At 43.9% G+C, this 12,567-nt stretch carries 11 protein-coding genes; 9 read left to right on the forward strand and 2 right to left on the reverse strand.

The genetic code is table 11. The features are described from left to right. Window positions 1-56 precede the first annotated feature (56 nt). The 5 genes from argC (at window position 57) to oxyR (ending at window position 5,687) form a co-directional block, all read left to right on the forward strand. Window positions 57-1,061, forward strand: a complete 1,005-nt coding sequence (gene argC, locus BM135_RS09140; protein ID WP_092519449.1) for an N-acetyl-gamma-glutamyl-phosphate reductase — start codon at window positions 57-59, stop codon at window positions 1,059-1,061. Window positions 1,062-1,144: 83 nt separating this feature from the next. Continuing rightward, entirely contained in the window at window positions 1,145-1,918 is a 774-nt protein-coding gene (gene argB, locus BM135_RS09145; RefSeq protein ID WP_092519450.1) for an acetylglutamate kinase, read from the forward strand. 65 nt (window positions 1,919-1,983) lie between these two features. Next, window positions 1,984-3,222 (forward strand): argininosuccinate synthase, encoded by a 1,239-nt coding sequence (locus BM135_RS09150; protein ID WP_175486046.1) that lies wholly within the window; start codon window positions 1,984-1,986, stop codon window positions 3,220-3,222. Between the two features lie 74 nt (window positions 3,223-3,296). Then, a complete protein-coding gene (gene argH, locus BM135_RS09155; protein ID WP_092519451.1) occupies window positions 3,297-4,670 on the forward strand; it encodes an argininosuccinate lyase in 1,374 nt (457 codons plus the stop codon). 99 nt (window positions 4,671-4,769) lie between these two features. After that, on the forward strand, window positions 4,770-5,687 hold the full coding sequence (gene oxyR, locus BM135_RS09160) for a DNA-binding transcriptional regulator OxyR (RefSeq protein ID WP_092519452.1): 918 nt from the start codon (window positions 4,770-4,772) through the stop codon (window positions 5,685-5,687). On the opposite strand, the gene sthA is transcribed toward oxyR, so the two are convergent. Further along, window positions 5,679-7,076, reverse strand: coding sequence for a Si-specific NAD(P)(+) transhydrogenase (gene sthA / locus BM135_RS09165; protein WP_092519453.1), 1,398 nt, complete (start codon window positions 7,074-7,076; stop codon window positions 5,679-5,681). The two genes, oxyR and sthA, sit on opposite strands and share 9 nt — an antisense overlap. 207 nt (window positions 7,077-7,283) lie before the next feature. Between sthA and fabR the strand changes: the two genes are divergently transcribed. Together fabR and BM135_RS09175 are read left to right on the forward strand one after the other, a co-directional pair. Continuing rightward, window positions 7,284-7,958: an HTH-type transcriptional repressor FabR gene (fabR, locus tag BM135_RS09170; protein WP_092519454.1), complete on the forward strand. Its 675-nt coding sequence runs from the start codon at window positions 7,284-7,286 to the stop codon at window positions 7,956-7,958. A gap of 21 nt (window positions 7,959-7,979) precedes the next feature. Beyond that, window positions 7,980-8,357, forward strand: coding sequence for a YijD family membrane protein (locus BM135_RS09175; RefSeq protein ID WP_092519455.1), 378 nt, complete (start codon window positions 7,980-7,982; stop codon window positions 8,355-8,357). A 98-nt stretch (window positions 8,358-8,455) separates the two neighbouring features. Here BM135_RS09175 and trmA read toward each other — a convergent pair whose 3' ends face one another. Beyond that, entirely contained in the window at window positions 8,456-9,559 is a 1,104-nt protein-coding gene (gene trmA / locus BM135_RS09180; protein ID WP_092519461.1) for a tRNA (uridine(54)-C5)-methyltransferase TrmA, read from the reverse strand. A 188-nt stretch (window positions 9,560-9,747) separates the two neighbouring features. On the opposite strand from trmA, the gene btuB reads away from it, so the two are divergent. Both btuB and murI read left to right on the forward strand, forming a co-directional pair. Further along, entirely contained in the window at window positions 9,748-11,577 is a 1,830-nt protein-coding gene (btuB, locus tag BM135_RS09185; RefSeq protein ID WP_092519456.1) for a TonB-dependent vitamin B12 receptor BtuB, read from the forward strand. Continuing rightward, complete coding sequence (gene murI / locus BM135_RS09190; RefSeq protein WP_092519457.1) at window positions 11,522-12,403, forward strand: glutamate racemase; 882 nt, start codon at window positions 11,522-11,524, stop codon at window positions 12,401-12,403. The genes btuB and murI overlap by 56 nt, the downstream gene beginning before the upstream one ends. The last annotated feature ends 164 nt before the right edge of the window (window positions 12,404-12,567 follow it).

The following is a 12,567-nucleotide window of genomic DNA, read 5'->3' on the forward strand; positions in this document are numbered from 1 at the left end:
CAATGAACTGGTTAAATTAATACGATTGGATTAATACTATAAGGTGAATAAATCCCATGTTGAATACGCTGATAGTTGGTGCCAGTGGTTATACCGGAGCTGAGTTAGCAGCATATCTGCAACGTCATCCCTATGTCCATCTCTCCGGCTTGATGGTTTCTTCTCAAAGTTTAGATACAGGGAAGTGTTTTTCAGAACTTCATCCACAATATAGGGATATTCTTGATTTGCCCTTACAGCCGCTGAACGATGTGGCTGAGGCAGCGAAGGGGATTGATGTGGTCTTCCTCGCCACTGCTCATGAAGTCAGCCATGACATTGCGCCAGTATTTCTGGAAGCAGGTTGTATTGTGCTTGATTTATCTGGTGCCTATCGCGTACAAAATACACAATTTTATGAAAAATACTATGGGATTAAACATAAAAATGCTGAGTGGCTGGAGCAAGCGGTGTATGGACTGGCAGAATGGCAAGCAGAGAAAATCAAGCAAGCACAATTGATTGCAGTGCCCGGCTGTTACCCTACCGTTTCCCAACTTTCTTTGAAACCGTTGCTTGAACAAAATTTATTAGATACAGAACATTGGCCGGTTATCAATGCTGTCAGTGGTGTCAGTGGTGCTGGACGGAAAGCATCGATCACAAATAGTTTTTGTGAAGTCAGTTTGCAGCCTTATGGGATTTTTAACCATCGTCATCAACCTGAAATCGCTACACATTTAGGGACTGAGGTGATTTTTACCCCTCATTTGGGCAATTTCTCACGCGGTATTCTTGCCACAATTACCTGTAAATTGAAATCAGGTGTGACAGAAGTACAAATTAGAGAGGCTTATCAGCAGGCATATCATGACAAGCCATTGGTACGTTTATACAGTGATGGGGTTCCTGCGCTGAAAGCGGTTGTTGGTTTGCCATTCTGCGATATTGGCTTTGCTGTTCAGGGGCAGCACCTGATCATTGTAGGTGCTGAGGATAATTTGTTGAAAGGTGCCGCGGCTCAAGCAGTACAGTGCATGAACATTCGTTTTGGCTATGAAGAAGTTCAGGCATTGCTTTAATTTCTGATGGCTGAATTTCTAATGACTAAATTCCGCAACATTAAGATTCCTACAGATTTTAATATCGATAGAGGATAAATCCGATGGAGCCATTAGTTATCAAATTGGGTGGTGTGTTGTTAGATAGTGAAGACGCGCTGGAACGGTTGTTTACCACATTACAGTTATACCGAAAAACACATAAACGTCCGCTGGTTATTGTGCACGGCGGTGGTTACTTGGTTGATGAATTAATGCAGCAATTGCAGATGCCGATTGTGAAGAAACAGGGTCTGCGGGTCACGCCTGAAAATCAAATCGGCATCATTACTGGGATGCTAGCTGGAACAGCCAATAAAAAATTGCTGGCATGGGCAACAAAGTATCGTTTGCCTGCTATCGGGTTATGTCTGGGGGATGGAGGGACAGTCAAGGTTTCTCAACTTGATAAAGAATTAGGGCACACAGGGAAGGCTCAATCAGGGAAGCCCGATCTCCTGAAAATCTTGCTGGATGTGGGTTATATGCCGATTATCAGTTCAATTGGTATTACTGAACAGGGGGAGTTGATGAACGTGAATGCAGATCAAGCTGCTACTGCTATTGCACAAGTGCTGAATGCGGATTTGATCTTGTTGTCCGATGTCAGCGGTATTCTGGATGGGAAAGGGCAAAAAATCCCAGAGGTCACGGCAGAGAAGATCGAGCAGCTTATCGATCAAGGCATTATCACCGATGGCATGATTGTTAAAGTGAAAGCAGCGCTGGAAGCGGCAAAAACACTTGGACAACCAGTGGATATCGCGTGTTGGCGGCATACGGATCAATTGATTGCGTTATTTAATGGCATACCCATTGGCACACGAATTTTGGGTTGATTGATTTTGAATTGATTGAGAGCACGGCCTCTTGTGAGATAAATAAAATTAAAAAGGTTATCCCTATGACTTCCATAACTACAAATACTTCTATAACTACAAACATTAAAAAAATCGTTCTGGCATATTCAGGTGGTTTGGATACATCCGCCATTATTCCGTGGTTGAAAGAACATTATGGTAACTGTGACGTGATTGCGTTTGTAGCTGATGTCGGCCAAAGTCGTGAAGATTTGGAGGGTGTGGAACAGAAGGCATTGAGTTCTGGTGCTTCCGAATGTCATGTCGTCGATCTGCGTGAAGAATTTATCAAAGAATATGTTTATCCCGTACTGAAAACTGGCGCTCTATATGAAGGAAGTTATCTGCTTGGTACGTCAATGGCTCGTCCAATCATTGCCAAGGCACAGGTTGAACTGGCACTGAAAGTAGGGGCGGATGCCGTCGCTCACGGCGCAACAGGTAAAGGTAATGATCAGGTTCGGTTCGAAAGTACTTATACCGCGTTGGCACCACATCTGAAGGTCGTTGCTCCATGGCGGGAATGGGATCTGCGCTCCCGTGAAGCGCTGCTGGATTATTTGAAAGTTCGTGATATTCCGACAACCGCAACGCTGGAAAAAATCTATAGCCGTGATGAAAACGCATGGCACATTTCAACCGAAGGTGGGGTTTTGGAAAGCACGTGGAATGCTGCCAATAAAGATTGTTGGGCATGGACTATTGATCCAGAAGAAGCACCTAATGAAGCGGAATTTATTACGGTGACGGTTGAAAGTGGTGAGGTGGTTGGCGTGAATGGTCAGACGCTTTCACCGTATCAATGCCTTAATGAGTTAAACGGTTTGGGAGCCAAGCATGGCATTGGTCGGATCGATATCGTGGAAAACCGTCTGGTAGGCATGAAATCCCGTGGTTGTTATGAAACTCCGGGGGGAACCATCATGATGGAAGCGTTGCGTGGCATTGAGCAATTGGTTTTGGATCGCGATAGCTTCAAGTGGCGCCAACAATTGGGGCTGGAAATGTCTTATGTTGTTTATGATGGCCGTTGGTTTACACCATTACGTCAATCAATTCAATCGGCTGCAGAAGTTTTAGCGGCAGGCGTCAGCGGGGAAGTTGTCCTGAAACTTTATAGAGGCCAAGTCACTGCGGTGCAGAAAAAATCGGCCAATAGCCTCTATTCTGAAGAGTTTGCCACTTTTGGCGAGGATGAAGTTTACGATCATAGCCATGCAGAAGGGTTTATTCGCCTCTATTCGCTTTCTTCACGCATTCGGGCACTGAACAGCAAAAAATAATTTTTTGGTAATCAATTTAATTTATTGGCAATAAATATATTGCCAATAAATAGATAAAGAACAGGAACGATATTATGGCACTTTGGGGCGGGCGTTTCAGTCAGGAAGCCGATCAGCGGTTCAAGCTATTTAATGATTCACTGCGTTTTGATTATCGCTTGGCGGAGCAGGATATTGTTGGCTCGGTTGCGTGGTCAAAAGCATTGGTTACAGTAGGAGTATTAACTTCCGAAGAGCAGCAAAAGCTGAAGCTGGCTTTAAATGAGCTACTGGATGAAGTGCGCGCCAACCCCAAAGCTATCCTGCAAAGCGATGCGGAAGATATTCACAGCTGGGTAGAAGCGCAACTTATCACGAAAGTGGGGGATTTGGGTAAGAAACTCCATACGGGACGCAGCCGAAACGATCAGGTTGCGACTGACCTGAAATTATGGTGCAAAGATCAGATCTCCGACATTCTGCAAGCATTGGTCGAGTTGCAACAAGCGTTAGTGTTCACTGCTGAAAATAATCAGGATGCGGTAATGCCGGGTTATACCCATTTGCAGCGGGCGCAACCTGTCACTTTTGCCCATTGGTGCTTGGCCTATGTGGAAATGCTTAGTCGTGATGAAAGCCGTTTGCAAGATGCGCTAAGACGGTTGGATGTCAGCCCGTTGGGATGTGGGGCGCTGGCAGGAGCGGCTTATGATATTGATCGTGAGCAGTTGGCTTCATGGCTAGGTTTTTCTTCCGCGACACGCAATAGTCTGGATAGTGTTTCTGATCGTGACCATGTTCTGGAGCTGCTGTCAGATGCAAGCATCAGTATGATCCATCTTTCGCGTTTTGCTGAAGATCTGATTTTCTTTAATAGCGGAGAGGCCGGATTTGTTGAGTTGTCGGATCGGGTAACGTCTGGCTCTTCCTTAATGCCACAAAAGAAAAACCCTGATGCATTGGAACTTATCCGCGGCAAATGTGGGCGAGTTCAGGGAGCATTAACAGGGATGATGATGATTTTGAAAGGGCTGCCTCTCGCTTACAATAAAGATATGCAGGAAGATAAGGAAGGCTTGTTTGATGCACTGGATACTTGGTTGGATTGTCTGCATATGGCGATATTGGTGCTGGATGGCATTGAAGTAAAACGTTCTCGTTGTGAGGAAGCGGCAAAACAAGGATATGCCAATGCGACTGAATTGGCTGATTATCTGGTGGCAAAAGGTGTTCCGTTCCGTGAGGCACATCACATTGTTGGTGAAGTCGTCGTTGTGGCAATCGACAAAGGCAAGGCGCTGGAAGAGCTTTCCCTATTTGAATTGCAAAAATTCAGTAACGTTATTTCTGTGGATGTTTATGATGTTTTATCGCTGCAATCCTGTCTGGACAAGCGTCTGGCAAAAGGTGGTGTAGCGCAAAAACAAGTGAAGCAAGCGATTGCTCAGGCAAAGCAGCGATTTAGGTAAAAACACCAATAATCCCAAGCAGTTGATAGTTTTTTCACCTCATGGATATAATGATTTATTGATCAATACTTTCATTGATATCAAATGCTGAGGTTGGGAATGAATATCCGCGATCTAGAATACCTTGTAGCACTTGCTGAATACCGGCATTTTCGCCGAGCCGCTGATGCTTGTCATGTCAGCCAACCGACACTGAGCGGACAAATCCGCAAGCTGGAAGATGAGCTTGGCGTTATGCTGCTGGAACGTACTAGCCGCAAGGTATTATTTACCCAACAGGGTATGTTGCTAGTGGAACAGGCCAAAACCGTGTTGAGAGAAGTAAAAGTTTTGCAGGAAATGGCCTCCCTTCAAGGTGAAAGTATGTCCGGGCCGTTGCATATCGGTCTTATCCCAACAGTCGGCCCCTATCTTCTACCTATTATCATCCCTGAGCTGCATAAATTATTTCCCAAATTGGAAATGTACCTGTATGAGGCACAAACTCAAAACTTGTTGGCACAGCTCGATAGTGGAAAGCTTGATTGCGTCATCTTGGCGTTGGTGAAAGAAACTGAAGCATTTATCGAAGTGCCGCTGTTTGAAGAACCCATGAAACTGGCGGTGTCTGAAGAGCATAAATGGGCAGGGCGAGATAAAGTTAAGATGAATGAGCTATCCGGTGAGAAATTATTGATGCTGGAAGATGGACACTGTTTGCGTGATCAGGCGATGGGGTTCTGCTTTCAAGCGGGAGCCAAAGAAGATACTCATTTTAGGGCGACTAGCCTGGAAACGCTGCGTAATATGGTGGCAGCGGGCAGCGGAATTACATTATTACCAGATTTGTCAGTTCCGAATGAGAGACGCCGTGATGGGGTTTGTTATCTGGAATGTTATGAACGGGAACCCAAGCGATCCGTCATATTGGTTTATCGTCCCGGCTCACCTCTGCGTGGTCGCTATGAGCAATTGGCAGAGGCAATTCGGATTAAAATGAGTAATTATTTTGCAGTACTCGGAAAAATATCAAAATAATCGGTTTAGCCCATTGAGTGCTGCGACACGGTAAGCTTCTGCCATTGTTGGATAATTGAAGGTAGTATTAACGAAATATTCGATAGTATTGCCTTCACCTTTTTGTTCCATGATGGCTTGGCCAATATGAATGATCTCTGCGGCACGCTCGCCAAAACAGTGGATACCTAAAATCTGTTTTGTTTCACGGTGGAACAGGATCTTGATACTGCCAACATTCATGCCGGCAATTTGCGCTCTTGCCAGATGTTTGAATTGAGCGCGTCCTACCTCATAAGGGATTTTCATTGCGGTCAATTGCTGCTCGGTTTTGCCAACTGAGCTGATTTCAGGAATGGTATAAATCCCTGTTGGAATATCTTCCACCAGATACAGACTAGCATCGCCTGTCGTAATTGCTTTTGCAGCAATCCGCCCTTGATCATAGGCTGCAGAAGCCAAGCTTGGATAGCCAATAACATCACCTACGGCGTAGATGTTTTCATTGCTGGTCTGGTAGACGCGATTGACTTTCAGTAAGCCTCGGCTATCTGTTTCCAACCCGACATTTTCTAAACCTAATGTATCTGTATTACCTGTTCTGCCATTGGCATACAGCAGGCAATCCGCTTTGACTTTCTTGCCGGATTTCAGGTGAATAATGACACCATCATCAAGGCCTTCAATCTTTTCATATTCTTCGTTGTGGCGGATGACCGTGCCACTATTCCAGAAATGGTAAGAGAGGGCATCAGACATTTCTTGATCGAGAAAAGACAGAAGATGATCACGTGTATTGATCAAATCCACCTTAACACCCAATCCCCGGAAAATAGAGGCATATTCACAACCAATCACACCGGCACCATAAATAATTACATGGCGTGGTTCGTGATCCAGTTGCAGAATGGTGTCGCTGTTATAAATACGGGAATGGGTGAAGTCAACATCAGGAGGGCAGTAAGGGCGGGAACCTGTGGCAATAATTATTTTGTCTGCACTCAAGATATCAACACTATCATCGGCATAGCGAACACTTACCTGATGTTCATCAATAAAAGTAGCTTCTCCTGCAAACATTCGGCAACGGTTGCGTTCATAAAACCCTTGGCGCATCTTGGTTTGCTGGTTAATAACGACTTCAGCATGGCGCAGGATTTCTGAAAACGAGGAGCGAAGAATGCGGGAGTTATCACTGTAGAGGGGATTTTGATTAAATTCAATAATACGACTGACGGCATGGCGGAGAGCTTTCGACGGTATTGTCCCCCAATGAGTACAGCCACCGCCGACATTATTGTAACGTTCTATAACAGCAACGTTTTTGCCTTGTTTCACCAACCCCATTGCTGCTCCTTCCCCTCCGGGACCAGAGCCAATCACAATGGCATCAAAATGAGTATATTGCATAGAGGAAAGACCTGTTTTTACACAAAATAACAACTCTATATTAACATTATTTAATGTAATAACCCAATGACCATCCGGTTTTTATCTCACTGTTTAGAAATAAAATAGGAAAACATCGAATAATATCTTTAAGAGAACAATCACAGCAAACCTAACAGAATCTGTTATATTTGCCTGATTACAGAGTCGAGATAGATCAGGATTGTTGTGAGTAACGTAACCGGAGTAAGAGCAAAACAGAAAGAAAAAACCCGTCGTTCCCTGATTGAAGCGGCATTCAGCCAACTCAGTGCTGAACGCAGTTTTACAAGCCTGAGTCTACGAGAAGTGGCTCGGGAAGCTGGTATTGCACCGACTTCTTTTTATCGACATTTTCGGGATGTGGATGAATTGGGGCTGACGATGGTAGATGAAAGTGGTTTGATGCTGCGTCAGTTAATGCGTCAGGCACGTCAGCGCATTGCAAAAGGTGGCAGTGTCATCCGTACTTCTGTTTCAACGTTTATGGAGTTCATCGGCAACAATCCCAACGCGTTCCGGCTGTTGCTGCGTGAACGCTCCGGCACATCAGCTGAATTTCGTGCGGCTGTAGCACGAGAAATCCAACATTTTATCGCCGAATTGGCAGACTATCTTGAGCAAGCCAGTCATATGCCGCGTCATTTTACTGAAATACAAGCCGAGGCAATGGTGACAATCGTATTCAGTGCAGGTGCAGAAGCATTGGATATTGATGAAGAAAAAAGACATCGTCTCGAAGAGCGCTTGGTTTTACAACTCCGTATGATTTCCAAAGGCGCCTACTATTGGTATCGTCGCGAGCAAGAAAAAAACACTGTCCCTAAAGCGATCCCCAAAACGATCCCTAAAACCTTTGAATAATAATGAAAGGAGAATAATACGATGGAACAATACCGCCAAGATAAAAGCACTATGCTGCTGGCTCTTATCGTTGGAATGGCAACACACGGAACTTTCTCAGCATTTTTCAATTCACTTGTATCTTTTTCTATCTTCCCTATTATTGCATTGGCTCTTTCTCTGTATTGTCTCCATCAACGTTATTTGAATTATCCAATGGCAGAAGGGTTGCCAAAACTGGTCATAGGATGCTTCTTCTTAGGTATGTTCATGTACAGCGCATTTATTCGGATGGAATATCCAGAAATTGGTTCTAATTTCCTGCCTGTCGTTATTAGTACTGCCTTGGTGTTTTGGATCTACCTAAAGATGAAAGGGCGCAAGCAGCAAGCAAAGCTGATGTCAGAAAGTCAAAGCTGATCGTTTTTATCGAGAACGGCTTTTATCGAAAACGAGTGAGTAACAACGCCACAAACCTTAGCTCTGTGGCGTTTTTTTTTAAGCCCGTTTGCTGATGATTATGTTCTTTTTTCCAGTAGTACACCGCATTCCATATGATGGGTATAAGGGAATTGATCAAAGAGTGCCAATTTGCTGATTTTATGGGTTTGTGTCAGTGTTTCCAGGTTTTGGCAGAGCGTTTCTGGATTGCAGGAAATATAAAGAATTCGGGGATACGCTTGAACCATTTTGACCGTTTCTTCATCTAGCCCACTGCGTGGCGGGTCAACAAAAATGGTTTCGCACTGATAACTGCTTAAATCGATTCCTTGCAGGCGATTGAATTCGTGCTCTCCATTCATCGCTTGTGTAAACTCTTCCGCTGACATGCGGATAATCTGCACATTATCAATCTGGTTCGCTGTGATATTAAATTGTGCGGCTGCCACCGAGGGTTTAGCAATTTCTGTCGCCAGTACCCGATCAAAGTTTCGAGCCAGTGCCAGAGAAAAATTGCCATTACCACAATATAGTTCAAGCAGATCACCCTTGGAATTTTGGGTACAATCAATCGCCCATTCCAACATATGAATATTGATGCTGGCATTCGGCTGTGTGAAGCTGTTTTCAACTTGACGGTAAATCATGGTCTTACTTGCAACAGTCAACTCTTCATCTATATAGTCATGGTCAAGCATGATCTTGGTCTTTGAAGCACGACCAATAAGCTGGACATCAAAGCCTGCCGCTATTAGTTGAGCACGCAGAGTTGTTGCATGTTCACGCCATTCATCACCCAGTTTTTTGTGATAAAGCAGGGAAACAATGATTTTGTTACTGCAGGTGGAAAGGTAATCCACCTGAAACAGTTTGTGACGTAATACAGGGTTTTCTTTTACGCCAGCAATGATGGCCTGCATCATTTTATTGATTAGCTGATTGGCAACTGGAAATTGATCAATACGAATACGCTGTTTGGTTTGCTGATCAAACATGATGTGGTAGAGGTCATCTTCCTCATGCCAGATACGGAATTCTGCCCGCATTCTGTAATGTGATGCAGGGGAACGGAAAACCTCAGGCTCAGGTGCGCTAAAGGGGGTTATCATTCCTTTTAGACGATGGACCTTCTCCATCAATTGATTTTCATAATCTTCCGTTGGCAAGACATTCTGCATTATCTGATTCTCGTATGGTCGCGTTAAGAAAAATTTCCGAGCGGCATTGTAGGTGAAGTACAAAGGATGTCCAGTTTTCTGGTTTATCAGCTTCTTTTTTGATGGGGAGGCATTCTAGACACACTAAGGTCTTCCATCGTAGCATGGCTTTTATATAGCTAGACACCACACACATTCTGATCACAAGTCTTATGAAAAATAAAAGACATATTCTTTTATCTGTGGCGGTATTTTCTGGTTGGAGCCATTTTGTAGCTGCTGATAATCAAGATCCACTGGTGGTTACCGCCAATCGTTTTAAGCAGCCGATTTCTTCAGTTTTGGCTCCCATGACGGTAGTAACGCGTGAGGATATAGATCGTTGGCAATCCAATAACCTGGTTGACGTCTTGCGACGCTTACCTAGTGTTGATATTGCTCAGAATGGCGGAATTGGACAGAACTCTTCTTTATTTGTTCGTGGCACAAATTCAAGCCATACGTTGGTGCTGGTGGATGGAATTCGTTTGAATCAAGCAGGTATTACCGGATCTGCCGATTTTAGCCAAATCCCGATTTCAATGGTGCAAAGGATAGAATATATCCGGGGTGCGCGTTCTGCCGTATATGGTTCTGATGCGATTGGTGGAGTGATCAATATCATCACAAAGCGAGCACAACAGGGAACAACACTGAATGCAGGGATCGGCTCGAACGGATACCAAAACTATAGTGGTTCAACACAGCAAAAACTTGGCGAGAATACTTTATTAACTACAGCCGTAGGTTATAACTATACTAAAGGGTTTGATGTGATAGTTGATGGCAAAACAGGGGGATATCTTCAGCCAGATCGTGATGGCTTTATGAGTAAAATGTTGTGGTTGGAAATAGATCATAAAATAAATGAGCAAATTAGTGGATTTGCTCGAGCCTATGGCTTTAATAATCGGACGGCTTATGATTCATGGAGCATCGGCGAAGCGGATACTCGCGAACTATTCAGTCGTACCTATGATGCTGGTATTCAATTTAATCAAGGCATTTACTCTTCTCAATTCATTGCTAGCTACAGCCATGTCAAAGATCACAATTATGCTCCTGAGTATGGACGTTATGGCAAGAGTTCCAGCCTGAGTGATTCAAAACAATACAATGCCCAATGGGGAAATACGTGGCAGGTTGGTTATGGTGCAATCAGCAGTGGGATTGATTGGAAAAGAGAATCGGTTGCCGCAGGTTCCAATGACATTCCCGTACAAAAAGATGTTGATAACACGGGACTATATTTAACTGCACAGCAAAAGGTTCAGGATGTCATTTTAGAAGGCGCTGTGCGTTCAGATTATCATTCTGAATATAAATGGAATACTACGGGGCAAATTGGTGTTGGTTGGGAGTTTATTGATGGCTACCGTTTTATCACGTCGTATGGAACAGCATTCAAGGCTCCGACCTTGAGTCAGCTTTATAGTAAATGGGGAAATGAAAATCTGGCATCAGAAAAAAGCAAGCAATGGGAAATCGGAATTGAAGGGTTGAGTGGAACACTTAATTGGCGTTTATCTGCTTATCGTAACGATATCGAACAATTGATAAATTTTGCCAATAACCGTTATGAAAACATTGGCAAGGCAAAAATAAACGGTGCTGAATGGACGGGAACAATGGACACCGGCATATTCCAGCATCAGCTTACATTGCAATACGTTGACCCACGTGATGGCGATAATAAACAGTTAACCCGCAGAGCTAAACAGCAAGTTAAATACCAATTAGATTGGGAAGCCTTTAATGTCGATTGGGGAATAACCTATCAGTACATCGGTCGGCGTTATGACCAAGACCATAGTACATATCCTCCGAAGACAGTGAAATTAGGTGGCGTGAGTTTATGGGATATCAATGCCTCATACTCAATTACTGACCACCTGACAATTCGTGCTAGAATAGCTAATGTGTTTGATAAGAATTATGAGACGGCCTATGGCTATCGCACCCCTGGAAGAGAATACTACCTCACTGGCAGCTACAATTTCTGATTTGTACAAGACCTCTGATTTAAATAAAACCGCCCGTCCAACGATTCTGGTTTTTGATTCCGGAGTAGGTGGTTTATCTGTCTATCAAGAAATTCGGAAACTCTTGCCGGATCTCCACTATATATATGCTTTCGATAATGAAGCATTCCCTTACGGCGAGAAAACAGCGGAAGTGATTATAGAAAGAGTAGTTCAGGTTATTGATACGATTCAAAAAAAACACCCTTTGGCGGTTGTCGTTATTGCTTGCAATACTGCCAGTACAGTTAGTTTGCCCGCCTTGCGTGAACGTTTTTCTTTCCCTGTTGTTGGTGCTGTGCCGGCGATCAAACCTGCTGCGAAGCTAACTTGTAATCGTGTTGTAGGATTATTGGCGACACGCGCTACAGTGAATCGCGACTATACCAAAGAATTAATAGCAAGGTTCGCTATGAATTGTCAGATGTATTCAATCGGCTCTGCTGAATTGGTCGAGTTAGCTGAGCGAAAATTACATGGCAAGGATGTTCCACTAGAAGAATTAGAGAAGATACTGAAACCGTGGCTGAAAATGAAAGAGCCACCGGATACTGTCATTTTGGGTTGTACTCACTTTCCCCTGATAGCAGAGGAACTTTCACAAGTTTTACCAAATGGAACAAGATTAATTGATTCGGGGGCTGCAATTGCTCGTAGAACTGCATGGTTGATTAAAAATCGGGAAGATTTGTTTTTAACAACAGCAGATAACTTGGCATATTGCACTAAAATAGAGCCAGCAAGTGAAGTTCTGCGCCCTGTTTTACGCGAATTAGGCTTCCTATCGCTGGAAAAACTAACAAATTAAGGATGATTTGCTGCAATAATCATCAGTTGATATTTTTTTTCAAAAAAACTATTGCCAGCCGCCGAAAACTCCCTATAATGCGCATCCGTTGTCACGACAAACACACAAACCTGTCGGGATGACAAAGTGAAAGGCCCTGAAAAATAAGGCTTGACACTGAAGGC

This window comes from Xenorhabdus japonica (assembly GCF_900115195.1).
In the GTDB taxonomy this organism is placed as follows: domain Bacteria; phylum Pseudomonadota; class Gammaproteobacteria; order Enterobacterales; family Enterobacteriaceae; genus Xenorhabdus; species Xenorhabdus japonica.

Coding starts and splice junctions, on each gene's coding strand:
- argC (WP_092519449.1), top strand. CDS start 57: ATGTTGAATACGCTGATAGTTGGTGCCAGTGGTTATACCGGAGCTGAG.
- argB (WP_092519450.1), top strand. CDS start 1,145: ATGGAGCCATTAGTTATCAAATTGGGTGGTGTGTTGTTAGATAGTGAA.
- BM135_RS09150 (WP_175486046.1), top strand. CDS start 1,984: ATGACTTCCATAACTACAAATACTTCTATAACTACAAACATTAAAAAA.
- argH (WP_092519451.1), top strand. CDS start 3,297: ATGGCACTTTGGGGCGGGCGTTTCAGTCAGGAAGCCGATCAGCGGTTC.
- oxyR (WP_092519452.1), top strand. CDS start 4,770: ATGAATATCCGCGATCTAGAATACCTTGTAGCACTTGCTGAATACCGG.
- sthA (WP_092519453.1), bottom strand. CDS start 7,076: ATGCAATATACTCATTTTGATGCCATTGTGATTGGCTCTGGTCCCGGA.
- BM135_RS09175 (WP_092519455.1), top strand. CDS start 7,980: ATGGAACAATACCGCCAAGATAAAAGCACTATGCTGCTGGCTCTTATC.
- btuB (WP_092519456.1), top strand. CDS start 9,748: ATGAAAAATAAAAGACATATTCTTTTATCTGTGGCGGTATTTTCTGGT.
- murI (WP_092519457.1), top strand. CDS start 11,522: ATGGCTATCGCACCCCTGGAAGAGAATACTACCTCACTGGCAGCTACA.